Source organism: Streptomyces sp. NPDC059247, from assembly GCF_042754005.1.
In the GTDB taxonomy this organism is placed as follows: domain Bacteria; phylum Actinomycetota; class Actinomycetes; order Streptomycetales; family Streptomycetaceae; genus Streptomyces.
The window spans coordinates 267,386-289,132 of the sequence record NZ_JBHYZW010000001.1 but is presented as its reverse complement, the minus strand read 5'-3'; the positions used below and the strand labels follow the sequence as shown (position 1 = coordinate 289,132).

The following is a 21,747-nucleotide window of genomic DNA, read 5'->3' as shown; positions in this document are numbered from 1 at the left end:
TCTTGAACCATGACGAAGCAGACGGACGACACGCGGAACACGCAGGGCACACAGGACACGGAGGGCACGCTTCACGCACAGAGCGCGGGTGCGTCCCAGGACTCTCAGGACTCTCAAGACCCGCAGGGCACTCAGGGCACTCAGGGCACTCAGACCGTGCTCGTGACGAGCGCCACCGGCAAGACGGGGCGGCGGGTCGCCGAGCGGCTCGCGGCGCGCGGGCTCACCGTCCGGGCCGGGGCCCGGCGCGGTCCCACCCCCTTCGACTGGGAGGACCCGGAGACCTGGGCGGCGGCGCTGCGGGGCGCGGACTCCGCGTACGTGGCCTACTACCCGGATCTGGCCGCGCCGGGCGCGGCGGAGGCCATGGAGACCTTCGGGCGGCTGGCCGTGGAGGGCGGGGTCCGGCGGATCACCCTGCTGTCCGGGCGCGGGGAGCCGGAGGCGGCGGTGGCCGAGGAGGCCCTGCGGAACGCCACCGAGGGGGTGGAACTGGCCGTCGTACGGGCCGCGTTCTTCGCGCAGAACTTCTCCGAGGGGCTGCTCGCGGAGGGGGTGGCGGCGGGCACGCTCGTCTTCCCCGCGGGGGACACGGGCGAGCCGTTCATCGACGCGGACGACCTCGCGGACGTCGTCGTGGAGACCCTGACGGACGACGCCCACGCGGGGCGGGCGCATGACCTGACGGGGCCCCGGGCGGTGGACTTCACCGAGGTGGCGGCGGAGATCTCCCGCGCCTCGGGCCGTCCGGTGGTCTACGAGCCGGTGTCCGGGGAGGCGTACGCGGAGCTGCTGACGGGCTTCGGGCTTCCCGCGCCGGAGGCGGAGTGGGTGGCCGCCCTGTTCGCGTCGCTGCTCGACGGCCACAACGCCTCGGTGACGGACGGGGTGAAGCGGGTCCTCGGCCGCGAGCCGCGCTCGTTCACGCGGTACGCGGACGGGGTGTGGGGCGGGAGCGGCGCCTGAGCGTCGGGAGGGGAGCCCCGGGGCCCAGGAGGCGGTCGGGGCCACCGGGGCGCGGGGGAACGTCAGGTCCGGGCGTGGTGGACGGCTCGACGTCCGGAGCGGCTGGCGCCGCCGGGGCCGTTCGGCCGCCGGAGACGCGCGGCGCTCCCCCACGGGTCGGCCGTCCCGTCCGGGGGCGACGGCCGGAGCACGCCGTCCGGGGGCGGACGACGCCGTGGCGCGGTCGGGGTCGGCCCCGTACACGCGCGGTCCGGTCGTGGCGGGTCGCCCGGTGCCGGGGGCCGGTCAGGGCCGCAGGGTGCGGGCCGGGCCGGTCAGGGTGCGGGCCGGGCCGGTCAGGGTGCGGGCCGGGCCGGTCAGGGTGCGGGCCGGGCCGGTCAGGGTGCGGGCGCCGGGGCCGGTACGGGCCGGGGGACGGTGCGGGGTCGCGGCGGTCCGGGGCTCCCCGCCCCGGGTCCGGTCGTCGTGCGCGGTCCGGCCTCGTGGCCGGGCGCGGTCTTCCCGTGCGGCCGTCCTGGCGCGGCCGGGGCGGGCCGCCGGGTCAGTGGGCGCCGTGGCCGGGGGCGATCCGTTCGACGCGTTCGGCGAGGGCGAAGTCCTTCTCGGTGACGAGGCCGCCCGCGGAGTGGGTGCTCACGGAGAGGAGGACGGTGTCGTAGCCGAGGGTCAGGTCGGAGTGGTGGCCCAGTTCCTGCTGGATCTGGGCCACGTGGACGACCAGCGCGGTGGCCGCGAAGTGGTCGGCGAGACGGTAGGAGCGGGTGAGGCGGTCGTCTCCGGCGGACCAGCCGGGGAGCTCGCGCAGACGGTCCTCGATCTCCTTCTGCGACAGCGGCTGTGTGGGCACGGCGGTGCTCCCTCCGGTCGGGCGGTACGGGTGAAGGACGGGGGTCCCCGGGGGAACGTACCCGGGCGTGCCTCTGGGATACCGTCTGGCCATGACGACGGTCGTGAGCGACACGGTGGCGGGGGTGGGACCGCTCCTGCGGGGGTGGCGGGAGCAGCGGCGGCTGAGCCAGCTGGAGCTGGCGCTGCGCGCGGACTCCTCGGCGCGGCACATCTCGTTCGTGGAGACGGGCAGGTCGCGGCCGAGCGAGGAGATGGTGCTGCGGCTCGCCGAGCACCTGGAGGTGCCGGTGCGGGACCGGAACGCGCTGCTGCTCGCCGCCGGTTACGCGCCCCGGTACACGCAGTCGCCGCTCGACGCCCCGCGTCTGGAGACGCTCCGGGAGGGCATCGAGCGGCTGCTGCGGGGGTACGAGCCGTATCCGGCGCTGGTGGTGGACGGTTCGTACACGGTGGTGGCGGCCAACCGGGGCATCGGGATGCTGCTCGACGGGCTGCCGGAGCATCTCCTCACCCCGCCGCTGAACGCGATGCGGATCACCCTGCACCCGGAGGGGCTGGCGCCCCGGATCAGGAACCTGCCGGAGTGGCGGGGTCATCTGCTGGCCCAGATGGAGCGTCAGATCGGGCTGGCGCGTTCGGAGTCGCTGCGCGCGCTGTACGCGGAGGTGGCGGCGTATCCCGTGCCCTCGGGTGCGGACGACGGCGCGGCGGGGGACGGGGGCGCGGCGGACGGGGACGCGTATCCGTACTTCGCGCTGCCGTTGCGCGTCGAGCACGACGGGCGGGTGCTGTCGTTCGTGTCGTCGATCTCGACGTTCAACACCCCGCTGGACGTGACGGTCGCCGAGCTGGCCATCGAGACGTTCCTCCCGGCCGACCCGGCGACGGTCGCGTATCTGCGGTCGCTGCCTCCGTTCGAGGACGTCGACGGAGTCCGGGAGGGGACGGCCTAGCGTCCGGCGGCGACGGCTCGCAGGGCGGTCCACTGGAGTGCGGCGAATCCGGCGACGGTGAGCGCCTGCACGGGGGTCCAGAAGAGGCCGGCGGTGGTCGGCTCCAGCCAGGCGAAGAGGGCGACGACGCTCAGGACGGCCCAGAGGGCGTTGGCGTCGACGACCAGCTTCACGGCTGTCGCCGGGGGCTCCGGGCGGGTGGCGAGCAGGGCGACCACGGCGGCGAACGCGGTGAGGAAGAGCCCGAGCCCGAGGAGGAGCCCCGGGTCGACCCCGAGCAGTTCCCCGAGGGGGCCGGAGGCGACGGCGTAGGCGATGCCGTTGGCGCCGGTGACGACGGCGTCGAGGGCGAGGAAACGGCGCACCGCGGTCTGGGGGCGGTCGGTGCGGGCGAGACCGGCGAGCAGGGCCTGGGACATGGCGGATCACCCTCCATGGGGGACGTTCGTGCTGGTGGTGGTCCCGGAGCCCGAGCGGAGTGCGCCGCCCGGGTTCCGGTGTCCCTGAGGATGCCGGGCGGCGCGGGGCGGGTCGATTACGCGCGAGGTAATGCGGGGTGGCCGGGGTCGTTCAGTACGCGGCCGGGCGGTGGCCGATGTGGGTGCGGAGCCGGGCGGTGTCGGCGGCGGTCCAGCCGGGGGGCGGGAGGACGGCGGCCCAGCCGTCGACGGAGCCCGCGCCGTAGCGGTGTCCGTGCGGGGCGTCGACGCCGTACGAGACGGCCATGTCGACGGAGGTCTGCCAGAAGGTGACGAAGGGGAACCAGCGGATCTCGGGGGTGATGTCGGGGCCGAGGGGCCGCCGGAGCCAGTCGGGGCGGCTCAGGAGGAGGTCGGGCGACCACCAGACGACGGGGTCGGAGGCGTTCTGGAGGTAGACGGCCCGGGGCTGTTCCCAGCGGGCGTCGGGGCGGGCGAGGTCGGTCTCGGGGAACTGCGCGAAGCGGATGTGGCGCCCGTCCCGGTACTGGGGGCGCCAGACGGGGCTGCCCGGGTCGCGGTCGCGGCGGATCTCCCGGGAGATCGGGGAGAAGTTCGGGGTGCCCAGGAGGAGGGCTCCGTCGGTGGAGGCGAGGAGGTCGTCGGCGCTGTCGAAGGAGGCTTCGACGGCGTAGGCGCCGAGGCTCTCGCCGGTGACGACGAGGCGGGGCCGGTGGTCGGCGGGGAGCGTGTCGAGCCGGGCGCGCACGGCGTCGAGGAGGGCGCGGGTGGCCTGGCCCGCCTTCTCCTTGTCGACGAGGAAGGAGACCCAGCTGGGCAGGTACGAGTACTGGACGGCGACGATCGCGGTGTCGCCGCCGTACATGTACTCCAGGGATTCGGCGACGTTCGGGTCGACCCAGCCGGTGCCGGTGGTGCCCGCGACGGCGAGGACCGCGCGGTCGAAGGCTCCGGTGCGTTCGAGTTCCCGGACGGCGAGGCGTGCCTGCGCCGCGAACGGGCGGTCGTCCTCGAAGGCGGCGGGCAGCGCGGAGGGCACGTAGACCCGGACCGGGTCGCGGGCGGGCCGTCCGGTCCAGGCGGTGAGATCGTCCCGGGTGGGGGCGGAGCCGGTGAAGTTGCGGCCCTGGTAGCCGAGGTCCGCCCAGCGGAGGAGGGAGCCCGGCCCGCCGGACACGTGGCGGGAGCGGGGGTGGTGGATGCCGTCCTTGGTGTCGCCGTTGGCGGCGGCGGAGACGCGGTCGGCGATGTCGACGACCCCCCGGTCGAAGACGACGTCGCGGACGCCGACGAGGACCAGGAGGGTGGAGAGGACCGCGCCGACGCCGAAGGCCACGGGCCGGGGCAGGAGCCTGCCGAGCTGCCGTATGAGGGTGGCGGCGGCGAGCCGGACGGAGCGGGCGACGAGGAGCCCGAGGAGCAGCAGGCCGAGCGCGATGAGCGCGATCATCGGGGTGTGCCAGGTGAGGGCGGGCGGAAGGCCCTGGAGGGCCCGGAGCTGGCGCTGCATCCGGGCGCTCTCGGAGATGAGCCAGACCGTGAGCAGGGGGGTGAGCAGCCAGTACGCCTGCCAGCAGCGGGCGCGGAACCGTTCGGGCGGCCGTCGGGACACCAGGGCCCGGACGAGCCAGGCGAGGGCGGAGCCCAGGGCGTATCCGATGGTGGCGGTGATGCCGCCGACGAGGCCCTGGAGGTACCAGGGGCGGGGCACCAGGGAGGGGGTGAGGCTCGACCAGAGGAAGACCGTGGCGAAGCAGAGCGCGATCAGGTCGGGCCAGCGGCGGACGCGGTACGAGGGGTCGGGGCGGTCCAGGTAGGGGTGGCGGGCGAAGGCGAGGAGCCGGTCGGCGGCGCGGCGCGGGAGCGCGGGGCGGGGCCCGTCCGGTGGGGTGCCGGGCGGGCCGGAGGCGGGTCCGGCGGACCGATCGGGGCTGGTGTTCCGGTCGGTCGAGGTCATCGGAACAGCCTCGTACGTCCGTCCACCGGTACGCAAATCGGATTCACCGGGCCCGCGTCGGTCGGTGCGGGGGCGGTCAGGTGCCCGCGGGTCAGCGGGTCAGCGGGTCAGCGGGTCAGCGGGTCAGCGGGTCAGCGGGTGGGATCGTCCCGGTGTGTGGACGGCTCGGGCGCGGGGGCGGGCTCCGGGGCCGGGGTGGCGGGCTCGGACGCCAGGCGGTCGGCGCGCTGGGAGCGGGAGGCCTCGGCGCGGAGCAGGGCCTGGAGGACGGCGAAGGGGTCGACGGGCATGACGGGGCTCCTCGTGGTGCGGGGGGGGGTGATGGGGTTGCCGCTGGAGACCGGGTCTCTCAGCAGCGCATCACCACGCACCGGGGCGCTTCGCCGCGCGGGCCGGGTACGGGGGCGGGGGCCGGGGTCCGCGGGGGCCGCCGTCCGCCGTGGTGCGGGAGCGGGGGCCGGCCGGAGTACAGGCCGGTGGCGTGCCGTCGGGGGCGCGGGGGCAGCCCGGTCACCGGGGCGGTGGGCTCGTAGGTCTCGGTCCCCGGGTCGGGCGCCGGTGCGGCGGTCGCGGAGCGGGCCTCGGCGCCGCCGGTGGACGTGGCGGCTCCGGCGCCGAGGAGCGCGGCGAGGACGAGGAGCAGGGCGATCCAGCGGTGCCCGCCGCGGTGCGCCGGACGTGTCCGGAGGCCCGCCGGGGTGGCGGGCGCGGCGGGCGGTCCGGACGTGGGGCTCATGGAGATGCGTATTGCCCCGTGGCGGCGGCGGGCCGACGTCCGGGACCGCAGATCCGCCCGGTCGGGCTACACCAGGGGCGTCAAATTCACCCGATCCAGTGATCCGAGGGGTCCAACCCGTGTGGCCGGGCGACGCCGGTCGGATGCCCGTCCAGCGCCTCCCCTCCCGGACCGGGGGCCGCACCGCCGAGTCCGTCCAGCACCTCCCCTCCCCGACCGGAGGCCGCACCGCCGGGGCCGGGTGACGCCGGTCGGACGCCTCCGCCGGGGCCGTGTCCCCGGTCTCAGTCGCGGTCCGCCGAGGACGCCGCCGCCCGGTGCCTGCGGGCCGACATCCAGGCGTACACCGGCACGCCCGCGAAGAGGAACAGGACGCCCTGGTAGACGGCGGCGTGGCCGGAGCCCGCGACCAGCCAGAGGGAGAAGCCGAAGGCGGTGAGGGCGAGGAGGGTGTCGCGGACGAGGCGGGCGCGGTTGACCCGGTCGGGGCGGCCGGAGAGCAGGAAGTAGAGCTGCGCGGCGGCGGAGAGCAGATACGGGACGGTCGCGGTGAAGGTGGTGACGAGGACGAGGGTCTCGAAGACGCGCGGGTTGCCCGAGGTGTAGTTGTAGACGGTCAGCAGCGAGGCGAGGACGACGGTGACGGCGACGCCGACCGTGGGCACTCCGCGCCGCTTGCGGGTGAAGGCCTTCGGGAAGAGTCCGTCGCGGGCCGCCGCGTAGGGGGTCTGGGCGCTGAGCAGGGTCCAGCCGTTGAGCGCGCCGAGCATGGAGACCAGGGCCATGCAGGCGACGGCCGTACCACCCCAGGAGCCGCCGAACATCAGGTTGACCGAGTCCGTGAAGGGGGCGGTGGAGGAGACGAGCCGCTCGTGCGGGACGGTGCCGAAGACGGACAGGGTGGTGAGGAGGTAGAGCAGCGCGGCGGCGAGCGTGCCGAGGACGGTGGCGCGGCCGACGTTCCGGCGCGGGTCGCGGACCTCGCCCGCGCTGACGGCGGCGGACTCCACGCCGAGGTAGCTGAAGAGCAGGATCGCGGCGGAGGCAGAGACCGCACCGAGGGCGCTGCCGCCCTCCGCGTGGAAGGGGCCGAGGTTGGCGCTGTCGAAGGCGAAGAGGCCGCCGACGGCGACGAGGAGCAGCGGGACGAACTTGAGGACCGTGGCGACGACCTGCACGGCGCCGACGTAGCGGGTGCCCGCCAGGTTGGCGAGGGCGGGGAGCCACTGGATGAGCAGCGCGGCGGCGATGGTGGCGGTGGTCGAGCCGTGCACGGGCAGCAGCACGTCGAGGTAGCCGACGGCGGCGACGGCGAGGGCCGCGTTGGAGACCCAGGTGGTGATCCAGTACGACCAGGCGGTGAGGAATCCGGCGAAGTCGCCGAAGGCCTCGCGGGCGTACACGTAGGGTCCGCCGGTCTTCGGGTGGCGGTGGGCGAGGCGGCCGAAGACCAGGGCGAGGGCGATGGCGCCGAGGGTGAGGACGCCGAAGGCGACGAGGCTGATCGTGCCGTAGCGGGCGACGGAGGCGGGCAGCAGGAAGATGCCGCCGCCGATGATGTTGCCCATGACCAGGGCGGTGGCGACGGGGAGTCCGAAGCGCCGGGCGTGCCGGGAGTCGCCTTCGTCGGTGCCGGGGGCCCCGGCTGCCGTGGGGTCCGCCGGTCCGCTCCGGGGTGGCGTGGTGGCCGTGCTCATCGGGTGGTGCGCCTTCCGTCGTACATTCCGGACCATCGTCCGGTAGCGGCGAACAGGCATCCAAATCAATGCTTTTTGTCCTGTACGACCGGCCCCTCGACCGGAAGAAGTGATTCCGATCCGTCCGTGGACGGCGGATCCTCCACCGGCACCTGCGGGCCCTCGCACTCCCTCAGCCAGCGCCGCAGCACCCGGTGCACCTGCTCGGCACCGGCCAGCTCCTCCCCCGGGCCGACCGGCGCCGACAGCTCCGGCGGCGACAGGAGGAACGGCCGCGTCTGCTCGCCGCCGAGCCCGCCGTGCGAACCGATCTGCTCCTCGAAGGCGTGCACCGCCCCCGTCACCGGGTCGTACATCGAGTTCACCATCACGTCCGCGACGTGCGGGAAGCCGTCGGTGCGCCGCACCGCGTCCGCCGCGCCCGGCCCGAAGACGGCCAGCGGCCCGGTGTCGTCGAGCTCCGCGACCGGCACCTCCGTGCCGTCCCCCGCCAGCACCACCGAACCGTGCTCGGCGCTCGCCACCAGCACGAAACCGATGCCCGGATGGTGCGCGAGGGTCCGCAGCAGCGCCGGGTGGCGCCGCTCGATCTCCTCCCGGGTCATCCGGTGCGGCACGTCGGGGAAGGAGATCAGCCCGAGGTTCCCCGAGGCCAGGACCACCGGCTCCGAGGACCGGGCGGGCAGCTCCCGCGCCGACTCCCCCGTCTCGTCCACCGGCCGGTGCAGCGCGAGCCGCAGCGCGTCCCTGGCCGCGTCCCGCGCCTCCGAGCCGCTGCGGGTCCGGCGCACCCGGCGCGGCACGGGCAGCCCGCACCCGGCGCGCACCAGGTCCTTCAGCGTCAGCCCGTACGCCCCCTCGAAGGTCTCCCCCGGGCTCTGCCCGTGGTCGGAGAGGAGCACGATCCGGTACGGGCGCGGGGCGTGCTCGGCGACCGTGACGATCAGCCCGACCGAGCGGTCGAGGCGCCGGAGCACCTGGTCGGTGTCCCGGCCGTGCGGACCCGAGTGGTGCGCCACCTCGTCGTAGGCCACCAGGTCCGCGTAGACGGCGGTCCGCCCGGCGAGCATGTCCCCCATCACCGCGGAGACCACCACGTCCCGTTCCAGGACCGTCGCGAAGGCGCGCACGAAGGGGTACGTGCCGCCGCGCGAGACCCTCGGGGTGTCGCGGCGCAGCAGCGCCCGGGTCGACTGGACCGTCTCGCGCAGGCATTCGGTGACGAACGACCCGGCCGTGCGGACGGCGTTCGCGGGGTCGGAGAAGTACGCGAAGTAGCCCGCGCGCGAACGGTTGCGGGGCCCGCGCCGCCCCGCCATCGACAGGACGAGCGCGAGCTGGTCGGCCCCGCCGCTGAACAGGTTGCCCCGGGACGCCCCGTCGAAGGTGAGGAGCCCGCCGTCCCCGGTGCGGCGCACGGCCCGGCGCTGGAGCTCGACGGCGGAGGAGGGCCGGTTCGACACCATCAGGCGGCCTGTGTCCTTCTCGTACCAGCGGAAGGCGGGCACGTCCTCGTTGGAGCCGTGCAGGATGCCGAGCTGGCTTGCACCGGTCTGGCTCGACCAGTCGGTGCGCCAGGGGGTGAGCCGGTGTCCGGTGTCGAGGAGGCCCGCGACGGTCGGCATCAGGCCGTCGGCGACGGCCCGGCGCAGGACGCGGTGGCCGACGCCGTCGAGCTGGAGGAAGACCGTGCCGGGGGTGTGTTCCGGCACGTCCCCCGGCGCGCGGGGCCGGGTGCGGCCGGTCAGCCGGTAGAGGCGGCGGCGGTAGGCGTCGTCGTCCCGGACGGCGAGGGCGGTGGAGGTGGCGGAGGCCACGGCGGACATGGCGGCGGCGACCACGACGGCCGTCTCCGGGTTGGCGGCACCGCGCCCGTCGGGGATCAGCCAGAGCGCGACGAGTAGCAGCGAACCGTTCAGGAAGAAGACGAGGAGGCCGAGGACGAGCGCCGGGACGAGCAGCAGCGCCCGGACGAGCAGCGGCCACACGAGCGCGCCCAGCAGACCGAACGCGCCGGCCGCCGCGGCGGCGGTGAGCGCCGTCCGGGTGAGGCTGTCGCCGTCGGCGGACTGGAGCTGGAAGTCCGGGAGGACCCCGGCGAGCACGAGCATCGTGAGCGTGGACACCGCCCAGACGACGACCACCCGTACCAGCGCGCGGCCCGCGGTCCGCCAGCGGTCGGCGCCGCCCCATCGCCCGTCACCCACGCCGGCCTCGCCTTTCGCCCGTTACCTGCCCCAAGCGTGGCACAACGCCCACGGGCGGCGGCGGAAAGAGAGCGCGGGCGGGGCGTCTGGTGTGTCAGGTCGGGCCCGGTCAGACGCCGTCGTACCCGGCCGTCGGCATGGAGAGCCGCCGGTGCACCCCGGCCTTCGCCGCCGCGTCGTAGGCCGGTTCGTCGAGCGAGACGGTCTCCACGCGTACGCCCCTGCGCGCGCACTCGGCACGGAATCCGGGCACGGAGGTCACCGCGCGGGCGAGGACCCGCTCGCTGGCGGCGACGAAGAGGTCGACCGCCCCCGCCTCCACGTCCGCCCACAGCTCCGCGTGGTCGGGCCGGATGCCGTAGAACAGCAACTGGCGGGCGACCACGTACCCCTTGTCGCGCGCCCAGCGGGCACACACCGCGTGCTGGCCGCGCGTGTCGACAAGGAAGGGCTCGCTGTCCAGTTCTTCGAGCGGGGTGAGACTGGCGATCGCCGCCACCCGAACGTCGTCCATGGCCCGACCCTACTGCGGTCCGGGACCGTCGAACATCCTCCGGCGCCCTCCCCGGACATTTACCCTCGTTACGGAGGTACGGAACGGCGCCGGACATCGTGAACGGCGACCCGGCCCCCGAGGACGGAAGGCGGCACGCCGGTGGAGGTCACCTGGTGGGGTCACGCGACCTGCACGGTCGAGGACTCCGGGGTCCGTTTCCTCACCGATCCGCTGTTCGCGCGGCGGCTCGCCCATCTGCGGCGGCGGCGCGGGGCCGCGCCACCGCCCGAGGCGGTCCGCGCCGAGGCCGTCCTCGTCTCGCACCTGCACGCCGACCACCTGCACCTGCCGTCGCTAGCGCGGCTCGCGCCCGGCACCCTGCTGATCGTGCCGCGCGGCGCCCCGGACGCCGTGCCGGGACTGCGCAGGCTCGACGGGCACGGGCTGCGGCTCGCCGAGGTGGGGCCGGGCGACACCGTGACGGTGGAGGGGGTGACGGTACGGGCGGTGCCCGCGCGCCACGACGGACGGCGGCTGCCGGTGGGACCGCACCGCACGCCCGCGCTCGGATACGTCGTCGAGGGCGAGGCGCGGACGTACTTCGCCGGGGACACCGGGCTCTTCGACGGCATGGCCGAGGCGGTCGGACCGGTGGACGTGGCCCTGCTTCCGGTCGGCGGCTGGGGCCCGTACCTGGGTCACGGGCACCTGGACGCGGGCCGTGCCGCGCAGGCGCTGGCGGCGCTGTCCCCGGCGGCGGCGGTGCCGGTGCACTACGGCACGTACTGGCCGATCGGTCTGGAAGGGGTGCGGCCGCACGAGTTCCACTCGCCGGGCGACGAGTTCGTCCGGCACGCGGCGCGGCTCGCGCCCGGGGTGGCGGTCCATCTGCTCGGCCACGGCGAGCGGGTACGGCCGGAGGTCGCCCGGTGATCGACGGGTTCACCCGGATCGCGGCGGTCGTACGGGAGCTGCCGCCGGAGTCGACCCAGCAGGCGGTGGGGTACCCCTCGCTGTTCCTGCTGGTGGCGCTCGGCGCGCTGGTCCCGGTCGTGCCGACGGGCGCCCTGGTCAGTTCGGCGGCGGTGGTGGCCTTCCACCAGAGTTCGCCGTTCTCCCTGCTCTTCGTCTTCCTCGTGTCCGCGGTCGCCGCCTGCCTCGGCGACACGGCCCTGTACTGGCTCGGGCAGCGCGGGGTCCGCTCCCGCAACGGCTCGCGCTGGCTGGAGGCCCTGCGCGGCCGGGTGACGCCCGAGCGGCTCGCCCACGCGCGGGAGCGGCTCGAAACCCGTCAGGTGTCCGTCCTGGTCCTGTCCCGGCTCGTACCGGCCGGGCGCATCCCCGTCATGCTGGCCTGTCTGCTGTCGGAGATGCCGCTGCGGCGCTTCGTGCGCGGGGACGTGGCCGCGTGCCTGGCGTGGGCGGCGACGTACCAGCTGATCGGCGTCCTGGGCGGTTCGCTCTTCCCCGAGCCGTGGCAGGGGGTCGTCGCGGCGGTGGGCCTGACGCTGCTGATCAGCACCGGGCCCGCGCTGTGGCGGCGGGTGCGGCGGCCGAAGGGCGGGGCGGGCGGGGACGCGGGCGGGGCGCCCGGGGCGGGGGCGGGGGCTTCAGGGGGCGAGCACCCGTGAGCCGCCGACCGGCAGGTCCCACAGGTCCTCGCGGGGCAGCCCGGCCCTCTCCCAGGCGGCCCTGACCCGGGCGAGCGGTTCGAGGACGGGTTCGGACGACAGCACGAAGGTGGCCCAGTGCATCGGGGCCATCCGGCGGGCGCCCAGGTCCTGATGGGCGCGGACCGCCTCCTCGGGGTCGGTGTGGACGTCGCTGAGCCACCAGCGGGGGTCGTAGGCCCCGATCGGGAGCAGCGCCAGCTCGATGCCGGGGTAGCGCCCGCCGATCTCGGTGAACCAGTGGCCGTAGCCGGTGTCCCCGGCGAAGTGGACCCGGCGGCCCGCCCCGTCGGTGAGCACCCAGCCGCCCCACAGGGAGCGGCAGGTGTCCAGGAGGGTGCGCTTGGACCAGTGGTGGGCGGGGACGAAGTCGAAGCGGACGCCGTCGAGTTCGGCCGCCTCCCACCAGTCGAGTTCGGTGACCCGGGTGAACCGGCGGCGGACGAACCAGCGGCCGAGCCCGGCGGGGACGAACAGCGGGGTGTCGCGGGGCAGCCGTTTCAGGGTCGGCGCATCGAGGTGGTCGAAGTGGTTGTGGCTGATGACCACGGCGTCGACGGGCGGCAGGTCCTCCCAGCGGACGCCGACCGGGGTGAGCCGGGCGGGGGTGCCGAAGATGCGGCGGGACCAGACGGGGTCGGTGAGGACGGTGAGTCCGCCGACGCGCAGCACCCAGCTCGCGTGGCCCGCCCAGGTGACGGCGAGGGTGTCGGGACCGGCGGGCGGCAGCGGGCCCGGTTCGAAGGGGAGCAGGGGGATGTCCCTGAGCCCTTCCGCGCGGGGCCGCACGGCGCCCTCCCTGGCCAGCCGGGCCAGGGCCCGGACACCGGGGAGGGGGGCGGTGAGCCGGTCGGCGAAGGTGCGGGGCCAGTCCGTCCGGAGCCGCCCCAGGGGCTGGAGACCGGCCCCGACGTCCGGACCGGGGCGGTGCGGGGTCAGGGGGGCCCGCGCGGGGTCGGCCGTGCGTTCGGTCATCTGCGGGCTCCGTTCCGCGCGGGATGGAGGGGGCGGGTGTTTGAGGGAGGTGCTTGAGGGGGGCGGGTGCTTGAGGGGGTACGGCCACCGGTCGTACGGGGCCGGGCGTCGCCGGGGTACGGGGCCAGGCCGGGGCCCGTACCGGCGGCGGGCGGGGCGGGGTGTCCGTGGGGCGGGTCATCCGAGTTCCTCCAGGGCCGCGCCGAACTCCGCCAGTCTCCGGGCGACGTGCGGGAGGCTCAGCGGGTCGTCCGCCGCGAGCGTCTCGGAGCGCTCCCGCGCCGTCGCTCCCAGGAACATCCCGGTGCCGAACCGGACGCGCAGGGCCCCGAGTTCGTCGCCGAGGCGCTGGCCGCCGACGGCGGGGACGCCGAGCCGGGCGGTGAGGTGGTCCTCCAGTTCCAGGGAGTCGGTGACGCCCCGGTCCGCGAGCCCGGCGCGCAGCGGCCCGAGGTCGGCGTAGAGGTGTCGGCCCGCCCTCGGGGGCCGGGCGAGGCCGCCCGCCGCGAGGACGGCGCGGTGCGCGGCGGAGGCGAGGGCGCCGTGGATCGCGGCGGCCCGGCGGGCCCGTACGGTGACGTCCTCGGGCTCGTCGAGGGCGTGCGCGGCGGCGGGGGCCACGGGCCCCGGGACGACGGCGCCGAGGACCGTGAGGACGTCCAGGACCCGGGTCCTGTGGTCGCTCCAGCGGTCGGCGCGGGCCGGGCCCACGGGCGGGAAGCGGGCGACGCCACAGGGCCAGGCGGCGGGGGTGAGCGCGCCCGCGAGGTCGCCGAGGACGGTGACCTCGCCGGGGCACATCTCGGCCGGGCTGAGGAACACGTCGTCCCCCGGGTGGTGCAGGGTGTCGCGCCAGGTCTCGTCGCTGATGACGTGGAGGCCCTCGGCGACGGCCGCCTCGCACGCCTCGCGGACGGTCTCGGGCGGTGCGACGGTGCCGGTGGGGTCGTCGGCGACGGAGAGCAGCAGGACGCGCGGTGTGCCGCCCTCCGCCCGGACGCGCCGGACGGTCTCCAGGAGGGCGTACGGATCGGGGACGCCACCGCACTCGGCGGGCGTCGGCACGTGGTAGGCGGGGCGGCCGATGAGGCGGGCCTGCGGGGTCCACCAGGCGGGGCAGGGCCGGGGCAGCAGCAGGTCGCCGCCGTGCGCGGCGAGCAGGGCGAGCAGCAGGGCGGGGGCGCCGGGGGCGGCCACCACGTCCTCGGGGTGGGTGCGCAGCCCCCGGCGCCACCAGTAGCCGGAGGCGGCCTCGCGCAGGACGGGTCCGCCGCCGGGGGGCTCGGGGGCGGTGCGGTCCGCGGCGGCGGCGAGGAGAGCGGCGAGTCCCGGCAGGACGGGCAGTCCGGTGTCGGGGCCGGGAGGGCCGTGGCGCACCGGGCCGCGACCGTCCGGAGCCGTCTCCCTCATGTCCCGTACCTCCTGGACGCATGGGGGCGCCGGGACGGCACCCCCATGCCCTTTATACGAAGGTTCTCCCGTTCTCGCCGTTCCGGGGGGCGGATCGGAGTCGTATCGGGGCTATATCGGGGTCGTATCGGGCGACGGGCGGGCGGCGCCCGGGGGAACGGCCCGGGAGTGCGGTCCGGGAGTGCGGTCCGGGGTGGGGGTACGGGTACGGGGTACGGGTCAGGTCAGGTCAGGTCAGGTCAGGTCAGGTCAGGTCAGGTCAGGTCAGGTCAGGTCAGGTCAGGTCAGGTCAGGTCAGGCGACGGTGACCGGGTGCCGTACGACCGCGTTGAAGAGGTACCCCTGGGTGTTGTGGACGGCCCGCTCGGGCTGGGTGTTGCCCGCGGTGTCGGTGGTGCGGGAGAGCAGGGTGACGGGCCCGGTGCGGTGCGGGCGCCAGGGCGCCGACCAGCGGACCCAGCCGTTCCGCCGGGGGGTGTCGAGGAGCCGGGCGGGCCGCCAGCGGGCGCCGCCGTCGGTGGAGACCTCGACGGACCGGACGGGGGCCAGCGCGGACCAGGCGCGGCCGGTGAGCCGGTGCGTACGACCGGCCTCCAGGGCGGCGCCGAAGGGCAGGTGGAAGGCGGACTTGAGGGTCTGGCGGCCGATGGGCTCGCTGCCGCCCTCCGGGTGGGCGGGGCCGAACAGCCGGTACCAGTCGGTGGACCAGGGCGAGGTCAGCGGGCGGGTGGACACCTCGATGTCACCGAGCCACTTGATCGAGGCGATGCCGACCCAGGAGGGCACGACGAGCCGGACGGGGTACCCGTGGTCGTACGGGAGCGGCTCGCCGTTCATCTCGTACGCGAGGATCACGTCGTCGAAGGCCTTGGCGACCGGCAGCGGGCGGCGGACCCGGCCGTGGTCGACGCCGCCGGAGACGTACGGGGCGTCGAGACCGCGCGGCTGGAGGGCGACGGCGTCGCGGGCGATCCCGGCGCGGTGGAGCACGTCGGAGAGACGGACACCGCGCCAGCGGGCGGCCCCGACGGCGCCGAGGGTCCAGGAGGTGCCGGTGACCGGCTCGCCCTGCTGGCTCGTGTAGAGGCTGCGGCCGTTCCCGGCGCACTCGATCAGGGCCGTACGGGTGACGGAGGGCAGGTCGCGGAGCTGTCCGTAGCTGAAGTGGACCGGTCCGCGGCCGTGCAGTCCGTCGCCCCAGAGGGTGAGGCGCCAGTCGGCGGCGTCCAGGACCGGGGTGGTGGTGTGGTTGCGGACGAAGAAGCGGTCGTTGGGAGTGAGGAGCCCGGCGTCGCCGAAGGCGTCGAACCGCGCCTCGGCGTTGGTGCCCCGGACGGTGAAGTGCTCGGCGGGGAGCGCCTTGACGATGCCGGGGACGGTGACGCCGGGCGCGGTGGGCGCGGTCGTGCCGGACGCGGGGGTGGCGGTCGTGCCGGACGCGGCGCGGGCGGGAGCGGCGGCGGGTCCACCGAGCGCGGAGGCCGCCGGACCGGCCGCGAGCAGGGTGAGCAGGGTGCGGCGGGCGGGCACGGGCGGGTGCGGCACGGGACTCCTCGGCACGGGAAGCGACGGCCCGCCGGGCGGCGGCGCGGCCCGATCCTAGGGGCGCGGGGGCGCTCGGGACGGTCTGTTCACGCGGCCGTCACACGCGGGGCCGGCAGACCGGGACGGAGGGGACGGACGGGGCCCGGCCTCGGTCCCGGCCTTGATCCCGGCCCCGGCCCCGGTCCCGGCCTCGTGGAATCCCGGAGACCTCGACGCCCGCGCGGGCCGACAATGCGGCATGACGAGACCGGCACAGGCACCTGTCCCCGCGCCCGCACCCGCACCCGCACCCGCACCCGCACCCGCGAACACGACGGACGCGCACGCGCGATCGTTCGTCCCGGCGGTGGTCCGCGAGGCCCTTCCCGAGGACGCGGCGGGCGTGGCCGCCGTGCACGTCCTGTCCTGGCGGGCCGCCTACCGCGAGCTGCTCCCCGGCCCGTATCTGACCTCCCTGGACGTGGACGAGCGGGCCGCCCTGTGGCGGGCCCGCCTCACGGCCCCGGACCGGCCCCGGGTCCTGGTCGCGGTGGGCGCGGGCGGGCGGACGGTCGCCTTCAGCTGCTTCCGGGCCTGGCGGGGCGAGGGCTTCGCACCCGGGAGCACGGCCGAGCTCGCCGCGCTGTACGCCCTGCCGGAGGTGTGGGGCACGGGTGTCGGCCGCGCCCTGCTCGGGGCGTCGACGCGAGCACTGGCACGGGACGGGTACCGCACGGCGGCGCTGTGGGTCCTGGCGGGCAACGCGCGGGCGCGCCGCTTCTACGAGGCGGCGGGGTGGCGGCCGGACGGGGAGACCGTCCGGGAGGAGACGGGCGGTGTGCTGCTCGACGAACTCCGCTACCGGAAGGCGCTGTCCGGCTAAGCCGCACTCCCTCGCATGTCCATATCTCAAGACGCAGATCTCACGATACGACATGAGTGCGTACGGTGACGGTACGCACCCACACCGAGGGAGTCGCTTCCATGACACACGCCTCCGCCCGCGAGACCGCCGTCTACACCCACGGCCACCACGAGTCGGTCCTGCGCTCGCACACCTGGCGGACCGCCGCCAACTCCGCCGCCTATCTGCTGCCCGAGCTGCGTGCGGGGCTCGACGTCCTGGACGTGGGCTGCGGCCCCGGCACCATCACCGCCGACCTGGCGGCACTGGTCGCGCCCGGCCGGGTGACGGCCGTGGACGCGGCCGTGGACGTCCTGGCGAAGGCCCGTGGCGTGGCGGAGGAACGCGGCCTGGAGAACGTCGGGTTCGCGGTCGCCGACGTCCACGCGCTGGACTTCCCCGACGACTCCTTCGACGTCGTCCACGCCCACCAGGTGCTCCAGCACGTCGGCGACCCGGTGCGGGCGCTGCGGGAGATGCGCCGGGTCTGCCGTCCCGGGGGTGTCGTCGCTGCCCGCGACAGCGACTACGGGGCCTTCGCCTGGTACCCCGAGCCGCCCGCGCTCGACGACTGGCGGGACCTGTACCGGCGGGTCGCCCGCGCCAACGGCGGCGAACCGGACGCGGGGCGGCGCCTGTTCTCCTGGGCGCGGGAGGCCGGCTTCACCGATGTCACGACGACGGCCGCGACCTGGTGCTTCGCCACTCCCGAGGAGCGCGCCTGGTGGAGCGGCCTGTGGGCGGACCGCACGACGGGATCGGTCTACGCGGACCTGGCGGTCTCCGGCGGCCACACGACGGCCGACGCGCTGGAGTCGATCGCGGACGCCTGGCGGGAGTGGGGCACCCGGGAGGACGCCTGGTTCCTGGTCCCGCACGGGGAGATCCTGTGCCGGGTGCCGTGAGGGAAGAGGGCGAGCGGGGCGCGGTGGGCAGAGTGCTGTGAGCGGGGTGCGGGTGCGGGCTCCGGGTGCGGGCTCAGGGTCGGCCCTGACCCGGCTCAGGGCTGGCCCGGGCCAGCCCTGAGCCCCGGTTCAAGCCCGGGGATCGCTGTTCGGGCGGTCTTCGCCCGGGAGGCGGGACGGGCCTCGTGGGCGGGGCGGCGGTCCGGAACCCGGCGTCGGGGGCGTCGAGAAGGTCTCACGGAGACAGGCGCCACAGGCCCCGGCGAATCGTGGCCCTCCACGCCGGAAGCGCGGATGCCCGCACCGGCACTCCTGCGTCGCCCAGGCCGTCCCCGCCCTTCCCCTCACCGCCCCTCCGGCGCGACCACCGCCACCGCCACCGCACCCGTCCCGATCAGCTCGGCCGCATCCTGAACTCGTAGGCGTGAGGCAGGGGTTCGTCGGTGAGCCGGGCCCACACCTCGCCGATGACCTCGGCCCCCTCGCTCAGGTCCGCGACCTCGAAGCCCGCGTCGAAGACCGCGCGGGCCTCTCCCGTACGCCCCTCGGCGAGCAGGAGACGCGCTTCGAGGAACCGCAGGGCCCCGGCGCACCGGGCGCGTTCGGGCAGTCGCGCCCAGAGGGACCGGGCCCGGTCCACCGCGCCGACGGCCAGCAGGGCCTCCACCGCCTCCCGGCCGAGCGCGGCGGCGAGCCGCTCACCGTCCGCACCCTCCCCGGGCTCTCCAGGCTCCCCGGGCTCCCCCGCCTTCCCGCCCGACCCCTCGGAGGCGGCCGTCCGGGTGGCGTCCAGGTCAGCGAAGGCCTCCGCGAAGCGCTCGGCCGCCCGCTCTCGATGCCCGTCCTCCTCGTCGGCGACGGCCAGGCAGCGGAGCAGCGGCCAGCGCGCACCGGCCTCCTTCAGGCCCCGTTCCCAGCTCCGTACCGCCTGGGCCCGGTCACCGGCGTGCCACTGGGCGATCCCGAGGTGGTACTCGGTGGCGGGGTCGGCGGGGGCGGTCTCCAGCATGTCCCGCCAGGGCGCGGCGACGAGCGGCGCGCCCGGGGCGGCGCCCGGGGCCGGAGGCGGCAGGACGCCGGTGCGGAGCAGCTCGCGCCAGGGGTGCTGGTCCGGCCCGAGGGTCGATTCGGGGAACGGCGTACCGGGCAACGCGTACTCCCCGCGCAGGACTTCGAGGGCTCCCCAGCCCGAACCGGCCGCGAGGACCTCGTCCGGCTCGGTGTCGGCGGCGCCCTCCCGCCAGGCGGTGTACGCGGCCTCGACCACGGCTCCCGGCAGCGCCCCGGCGAGCCGTTCCTCCACCTCGGCGCGGGCGGCGGTCCAGTCGTCGCCGAGCGCGGCGGCCGGGTCGGCGGCGAGCGGGCCGTACGCCTCCAGCCAGCTGAACTCCTCGCCGCCCGCGAGTTCCAGGTGTTCCAGCTGGGTGCGGGCGAGACCCGCCTGGATCTCCGCGTAGCCGGGCGTGCCGGGTTCCGTCAGCCACTCCTGCCAGCGCCGCCCGCCGCGCCCGGTCCCCCAGACGAAGAGCTTGCGCCCGCGCAGCGCGTCCGTGGAGGTCTGGACGAGTCCGGTGCCGTCCGCGTCGAGGGCGGCGATCCAGCGGCGCCGCCCCTCCGGCAGGTCGTAGAACCAGTCGGCGGCGTGGCGGCTGCGCGTCGGGTGGGAGCGGTCGGTGCCGTCCTCGGTGACCGGCACGGGGACGGCCCGTAGTCCGCGCTCGTAACCGTGGTGCCAGGCGGTCGTGGCGGGGGCCAGGACGCGGCGGTCCTCGGGCACGGCGGTGTTCGACCACCAGTAGACGGGTGCGGTGCGCTCGTGGGGGTTGCGGACCCGGACTCCGGCGTACAGGAAGCCGGAGTCCTCCGGGAGCCACAGGTCCACCTGGAACGGCAGGTCGCGCAGGCGCTCCCACTCCCAGAGGCGGAGCATCGGACCGCCGTCGGGCGCGCGCACGACGGCCGCGTGGAGGGGCGAGCAGGACAGGGTGGTGTGGCCGGTGGCGCCGATGTTCCACTCGACGCCGCCGGAGAACCAGGCCCCGTTGAGCGCGAAGGCCGCGGGCTGGAACACCGGGTTGCGGTAGAGGAGTTCGCGCCCGGTGGGCTTGTGGTGGAGGGAGTACAGCCGTCCGCCGAGCCCGGGGAGGACGGTCGCCCTGAGGTGGTCGTTCTCGATCACGATCGTGTCGATGTCCGTGGGGGTGCGGTCGCGGCCGTAGCCGTCGCGCACGGGGGTGGGCAGCAGGCTCCGCAGGGGCGCCCGCCCTATGCCCCGGGCCATGTCGCGCGGGAGTTCCGCGAGGGTGCCCGCGTCGACCGCGTGGGCCCCGGCTCCGGCGGGGTCCCGCAGTGCGGGAAGGGGGTTGTCCGGGCCCAACGGGGCCGCGGGCAGCGTCAGTACGGCACGTCGTACGGTCGTCATTGGGCCATGGAACACGTCTGAGCCCGTCCTGACCAGGGGTTCTCCGCATCAGGCTTCGGTAAAGGCGGGAGTGCGGGGGCGTCCGGAAATTCCGGGCGGACCGGGCGCGGCCCGTCGTACCGTGGACGGTCGGCCGGCCGCCCCGAGGCCGGGCACCAGGGCACAGGGAGTACGAGGAATGGGCACGCAGCACACCTACCGGGTCATCGTGCGCGGCACCTTCGACGGTCTTTCGGAGGAGAGCCGCGTCCGGCTGCTCGCCGAGTCCCAGGAGCACGGGATGACCGCGATGCGGTTCACGGAGGAGGGCTCGCTGGCCTACGACCGGACGCTGAAGCACTTCTCGTACCGTCTGGTCGTGGTCTCCGACGCCGAGGACGGCGACGAGATGGCGGGCGCGCTCGCGGAGGACCGCGTCGAGACGACGCTGAAGGAGCTGGGCCACGGGTACAAGGGGCTGCGCTCGACCGTGACCGACCTCGACACGATGAAGATCAACTACAAGCGGTGAGGGCCGCGCAGAGGGTCCGTACGGGGGGTCCCGCGCGGAGGTGCGTTCGCCCGAGTTCCGCAGGGGGCGCTCGCCGGGGTTCCGTGCGGAGGGGTGCTCGCACTGGGGCTCCCTTCCGAGCGGGCTCCCGCCGGGTTCGACGCCGAGGGGGCTCCGTCAGGCCGGTGACCCGGCCGGGTCCTCCGGGGCGGTGATCGCCCAGCGCTCGTGGTCGCGCCAGGCCCCGTCGATGAACAGCATCGCCGGGGAGAACCCTTCGAGCCGGAAGCCCGCGCGGCGGACGAGCGCGCGGGACGCGGTGTTGCCCGGCTGGATGTTCGCTTCGAGGCGGTGCAGGTCCAGGGGCCCGAAGGCGTGTCCGAGGAGCAGCCCGAGGGCTTCGGTGAGCAGGCCGCGCCCGGCGGCGTGCGCGAAGGCTCCGTAGCCGAGGGCGCCGCTGCGGAAGGCGCCCCGGACGATGTTGTTGACGTTCAGGAAGCCCGCGATGCCGTCGTCCGCGTCCCGCTCGCACACCAGGAACCCGGCGCGCGCCGGGTCCTCGACAAGGGCGCTCGCGTACGGGGCGTACGCCTCTGCCGTGCACGGCGGGAACAGCCACGGGCAGTGCAGCTCCCGGCTCTCCCGGGCGCGGGCGGTGAACTCCGCCGCGTCCTCCGGGGCGAAGTGCCGCAACCCCACACGGGGCCCCACGACGAGGAACCGGCCAGGATCATCGGACATACGGCCAGGGTAGGGCGCGGGGCTGCTCGCGGGCGGGGTGGGGTGAGGTGGGGGAATCGACGGAGGGCGGGGCGCGGCTGCTGGCGGGACGGGAGCGGTTGGCGGCGGGCTGGGCGGGGCGGGAACGGTACCGGCCGCCGGAGCCGGAGAGTTCGGCCGCCGGAGCCGGAGCGGTCCGATGGCCGACCGTCCGCACCCGGGCCGGACGGGACCGGTGCGCGGAACCGGACCGGCGCACGGACCCGCTCGGCATCAGACGGTCCGCACGGGACCGGGCCATCACCGCCGCCGGACCGACGCCGGGACGGGACGGCTGGGCCGCAGACCGTCCGGCGGGGTCCTGACGGCCGACCGGAGCCGGGACCGTCCGTGGGCCGGGGCCGACCGCCGACCGTGGCATCGACC

The 21,747-nt window shown here is 75.8% G+C and carries 20 protein-coding genes; 7 read left to right on the top strand and 13 right to left on the bottom strand.

Annotated features, from left to right (window positions below):
• Positions 1–156 precede the first annotated feature (156 nt).
• Positions 157–966, top strand: a complete 810-nt coding sequence (locus ACFXGN_RS01225) for an NmrA family transcriptional regulator (protein WP_384851743.1) — start codon at positions 157–159, stop codon at positions 964–966.
• A 541-nt stretch (positions 967–1,507) separates the two neighbouring features.
• On the opposite strand, the gene ACFXGN_RS01220 is transcribed toward ACFXGN_RS01225, so the two are convergent.
• Positions 1,508–1,813: a 4a-hydroxytetrahydrobiopterin dehydratase gene (locus ACFXGN_RS01220; RefSeq protein WP_384851742.1), complete on the bottom strand. Its 306-nt coding sequence runs from the start codon at positions 1,811–1,813 to the stop codon at positions 1,508–1,510.
• Between the two features lie 91 nt (positions 1,814–1,904).
• Here ACFXGN_RS01220 and ACFXGN_RS01215 point away from each other — a divergent pair, with 91 nt between their 5' ends.
• Positions 1,905–2,768 carry a helix-turn-helix domain-containing protein gene (locus tag ACFXGN_RS01215; protein WP_384851740.1) on the top strand — a complete coding sequence of 288 codons (864 nt, stop codon included), beginning with the start codon at positions 1,905–1,907 and terminating at the stop codon, positions 2,766–2,768.
• Here the strand turns inward: ACFXGN_RS01215 and ACFXGN_RS01210 are convergent.
• From ACFXGN_RS01210 to ACFXGN_RS01180, 7 genes are all read right to left on the bottom strand, one after another.
• A complete protein-coding gene (locus ACFXGN_RS01210) occupies positions 2,765–3,187 on the bottom strand; it encodes a hypothetical protein (RefSeq protein WP_384851738.1) in 423 nt (140 codons plus the stop codon). The genes ACFXGN_RS01215 and ACFXGN_RS01210 overlap by 4 nt on opposite strands.
• 151 nt (positions 3,188–3,338) lie before the next feature.
• Positions 3,339–5,165 (bottom strand): alpha/beta hydrolase, encoded by a 1,827-nt coding sequence (locus ACFXGN_RS01205; protein WP_384851736.1) that lies wholly within the window; start codon positions 5,163–5,165, stop codon positions 3,339–3,341.
• A 131-nt stretch (positions 5,166–5,296) separates the two neighbouring features.
• A complete protein-coding gene (locus ACFXGN_RS01200) occupies positions 5,297–5,455 on the bottom strand; it encodes a hypothetical protein (RefSeq protein WP_384851734.1) in 159 nt (52 codons plus the stop codon).
• 59 nt (positions 5,456–5,514) lie between these two features.
• Positions 5,515–5,901, bottom strand: coding sequence for a hypothetical protein (locus ACFXGN_RS01195; protein ID WP_384851732.1), 387 nt, complete (start codon positions 5,899–5,901; stop codon positions 5,515–5,517).
• A 284-nt stretch (positions 5,902–6,185) separates the two neighbouring features.
• Positions 6,186–7,598: an amino acid permease gene (locus tag ACFXGN_RS01190; protein ID WP_384851730.1), complete on the bottom strand. Its 1,413-nt coding sequence runs from the start codon at positions 7,596–7,598 to the stop codon at positions 6,186–6,188.
• Between the two features lie 65 nt (positions 7,599–7,663).
• Positions 7,664–9,805, bottom strand: coding sequence for a phage holin family protein (locus ACFXGN_RS01185; RefSeq protein WP_384851728.1), 2,142 nt, complete (start codon positions 9,803–9,805; stop codon positions 7,664–7,666).
• Positions 9,806–9,914: 109 nt separating this feature from the next.
• Positions 9,915–10,319, bottom strand: a complete 405-nt coding sequence (locus ACFXGN_RS01180; RefSeq protein ID WP_384851727.1) for a hypothetical protein — start codon at positions 10,317–10,319, stop codon at positions 9,915–9,917.
• Between the two features lie 141 nt (positions 10,320–10,460).
• On the opposite strand from ACFXGN_RS01180, the gene ACFXGN_RS01175 reads away from it, so the two are divergent.
• Both ACFXGN_RS01175 and ACFXGN_RS01170 read left to right on the top strand, forming a co-directional pair.
• On the top strand, positions 10,461–11,234 hold the full coding sequence (locus ACFXGN_RS01175) for an MBL fold metallo-hydrolase (RefSeq protein WP_384851726.1): 774 nt from the start codon (positions 10,461–10,463) through the stop codon (positions 11,232–11,234).
• On the top strand, positions 11,231–11,932 hold the full coding sequence (locus ACFXGN_RS01170; protein ID WP_384851724.1) for a DedA family protein: 702 nt from the start codon (positions 11,231–11,233) through the stop codon (positions 11,930–11,932). The genes ACFXGN_RS01175 and ACFXGN_RS01170 overlap by 4 nt, the downstream gene beginning before the upstream one ends.
• Here ACFXGN_RS01170 and ACFXGN_RS01165 read toward each other — a convergent pair.
• The 3 genes from ACFXGN_RS01165 to ACFXGN_RS01155 all read right to left on the bottom strand — a co-directional run bounded on the left by ACFXGN_RS01165 (position 11,912) and on the right by ACFXGN_RS01155 (position 15,901).
• Positions 11,912–12,946, bottom strand: a complete 1,035-nt coding sequence (locus tag ACFXGN_RS01165) for an MBL fold metallo-hydrolase (RefSeq protein WP_384851722.1) — start codon at positions 12,944–12,946, stop codon at positions 11,912–11,914. The two genes, ACFXGN_RS01170 and ACFXGN_RS01165, sit on opposite strands and share 21 nt — an antisense overlap.
• Before the next feature lie 177 nt (positions 12,947–13,123).
• A complete protein-coding gene (locus ACFXGN_RS01160; protein ID WP_384851720.1) occupies positions 13,124–14,356 on the bottom strand; it encodes an aminotransferase class I/II-fold pyridoxal phosphate-dependent enzyme in 1,233 nt (410 codons plus the stop codon).
• A gap of 294 nt (positions 14,357–14,650) precedes the next feature.
• On the bottom strand, positions 14,651–15,901 hold the full coding sequence (locus tag ACFXGN_RS01155) for a sulfite oxidase (protein WP_384851718.1): 1,251 nt from the start codon (positions 15,899–15,901) through the stop codon (positions 14,651–14,653).
• 238 nt (positions 15,902–16,139) lie between these two features.
• On the opposite strand from ACFXGN_RS01155, the gene ACFXGN_RS01150 reads away from it, so the two are divergent.
• Together ACFXGN_RS01150 and ACFXGN_RS01145 are read left to right on the top strand one after the other, a co-directional pair.
• Positions 16,140–16,763 (top strand): GNAT family N-acetyltransferase, encoded by a 624-nt coding sequence (locus tag ACFXGN_RS01150; protein ID WP_384851716.1) that lies wholly within the window; start codon positions 16,140–16,142, stop codon positions 16,761–16,763.
• 101 nt (positions 16,764–16,864) lie between these two features.
• Positions 16,865–17,689: a methyltransferase domain-containing protein gene (locus ACFXGN_RS01145; RefSeq protein ID WP_384851715.1), complete on the top strand. Its 825-nt coding sequence runs from the start codon at positions 16,865–16,867 to the stop codon at positions 17,687–17,689.
• Positions 17,690–18,083: 394 nt separating this feature from the next.
• Here the strand turns inward: ACFXGN_RS01145 and ACFXGN_RS01140 are convergent, their stop codons facing one another.
• Entirely contained in the window at positions 18,084–20,111 is a 2,028-nt protein-coding gene (locus ACFXGN_RS01140; RefSeq protein ID WP_384851713.1) for a DUF5107 domain-containing protein, read from the bottom strand.
• Positions 20,112–20,289: 178 nt separating this feature from the next.
• Here ACFXGN_RS01140 and ACFXGN_RS01135 point away from each other — a divergent pair, with 178 nt between their 5' ends.
• On the top strand, positions 20,290–20,622 hold the full coding sequence (locus ACFXGN_RS01135; protein WP_384851712.1) for a DUF6204 family protein: 333 nt from the start codon (positions 20,290–20,292) through the stop codon (positions 20,620–20,622).
• A 156-nt stretch (positions 20,623–20,778) separates the two neighbouring features.
• Here the strand turns inward: ACFXGN_RS01135 and ACFXGN_RS01130 are convergent, their stop codons facing one another.
• Positions 20,779–21,342: a GNAT family N-acetyltransferase gene (locus ACFXGN_RS01130; protein WP_384851710.1), complete on the bottom strand. Its 564-nt coding sequence runs from the start codon at positions 21,340–21,342 to the stop codon at positions 20,779–20,781.
• Between the last annotated feature and the right edge of the window lie 405 nt (positions 21,343–21,747).

What these genes read in the sequence shown, in the direction of transcription:
- ACFXGN_RS01215 (WP_384851740.1), top strand. Translation starts at nt 1,905, where the DNA reads ATGACGACGGTCGTGAGCGACACGGTGGCGGGGGTGGGACCGCTCCTG.
- ACFXGN_RS01210 (WP_384851738.1), bottom strand. Translation starts at nt 3,187, where the DNA reads ATGTCCCAGGCCCTGCTCGCCGGTCTCGCCCGCACCGACCGCCCCCAG.
- ACFXGN_RS01205 (WP_384851736.1), bottom strand. Translation starts at nt 5,165, where the DNA reads ATGACCTCGACCGACCGGAACACCAGCCCCGATCGGTCCGCCGGACCC.
- ACFXGN_RS01200 (WP_384851734.1), bottom strand. Translation starts at nt 5,455, where the DNA reads ATGCCCGTCGACCCCTTCGCCGTCCTCCAGGCCCTGCTCCGCGCCGAG.
- ACFXGN_RS01195 (WP_384851732.1), bottom strand. Translation starts at nt 5,901, where the DNA reads ATGAGCCCCACGTCCGGACCGCCCGCCGCGCCCGCCACCCCGGCGGGC.
- ACFXGN_RS01190 (WP_384851730.1), bottom strand. Translation starts at nt 7,598, where the DNA reads ATGAGCACGGCCACCACGCCACCCCGGAGCGGACCGGCGGACCCCACG.
- ACFXGN_RS01180 (WP_384851727.1), bottom strand. Translation starts at nt 10,319, where the DNA reads ATGGACGACGTTCGGGTGGCGGCGATCGCCAGTCTCACCCCGCTCGAA.
- ACFXGN_RS01165 (WP_384851722.1), bottom strand. Translation starts at nt 12,946, where the DNA reads ATGACCGAACGCACGGCCGACCCCGCGCGGGCCCCCCTGACCCCGCAC.
- ACFXGN_RS01160 (WP_384851720.1), bottom strand. Translation starts at nt 14,356, where the DNA reads ATGAGGGAGACGGCTCCGGACGGTCGCGGCCCGGTGCGCCACGGCCCT.
- ACFXGN_RS01150 (WP_384851716.1), top strand. Translation starts at nt 16,140, where the DNA reads ATGACGAGACCGGCACAGGCACCTGTCCCCGCGCCCGCACCCGCACCC.
- ACFXGN_RS01145 (WP_384851715.1), top strand. Translation starts at nt 16,865, where the DNA reads ATGACACACGCCTCCGCCCGCGAGACCGCCGTCTACACCCACGGCCAC.
- ACFXGN_RS01140 (WP_384851713.1), bottom strand. Translation starts at nt 20,111, where the DNA reads ATGACGACCGTACGACGTGCCGTACTGACGCTGCCCGCGGCCCCGTTG.
- ACFXGN_RS01135 (WP_384851712.1), top strand. Translation starts at nt 20,290, where the DNA reads ATGGGCACGCAGCACACCTACCGGGTCATCGTGCGCGGCACCTTCGAC.
- ACFXGN_RS01130 (WP_384851710.1), bottom strand. Translation starts at nt 21,342, where the DNA reads ATGTCCGATGATCCTGGCCGGTTCCTCGTCGTGGGGCCCCGTGTGGGG.